Origin of the sequence: Streptomyces sp. NRRL B-24572 (genome assembly GCF_002156145.1) — a bacterium.
In the GTDB taxonomy this organism is placed as follows: Bacteria; Actinomycetota; Actinomycetes; order Streptomycetales; family Streptomycetaceae; genus Streptomyces; species Streptomyces vietnamensis.
Genome location: NZ_MWIG01000964.1, coordinates 200 through 582, shown reverse-complemented (window position 1 = coordinate 582; position 383 = coordinate 200). Strand labels below are relative to the sequence as shown.

Genomic DNA, 383 nt, shown 5'->3' with positions numbered 1-383 from the left:
CGAAGACAGGCCCCGTGGTCGAGGAGGGGGGTGCTGGTCCGGGACCAGCACCGGTGCGCGTACTGCGGGAGGCGGGCGACGACGGTGGACCACGTCGTGCCGCGGGCCCAGGGTGGTGGGGACAGCTGGCTGAATACGGTCGCTTCCTGTGCCGAGGACAACCACCGCAAGGCCGACCGGACGCCGGAGCAGGCGGGGATGCCGCTGCTGCACCAGCCGTTCGAGCCGACGCCGGCGGACGCGATGCTGCTCGCGATGCGGGCGAGCGAGCGGTCGGAGCTGCCGGAGTGGCTGGCCAACTCGGCCGCGTAGAGCCGTGATCCGGCGTTGTAGCCCGTGATCCGTCCTCGTGAGGCGTGAGCCGCAGACGTGCGAAGGGCCCG

General features: G+C 72.6%; 1 protein-coding gene. It reads left to right on the top strand.

What is annotated here, in order from left to right; all coding sequences use genetic code 11:
* On the top strand, positions 1 to 312 hold a 312-nt coding region (locus CCN56_RS38885), incomplete at its 5' end, for an HNH endonuclease (RefSeq protein ID WP_143664792.1).
* Positions 313 to 383: the final 71 nt, after the last annotated feature.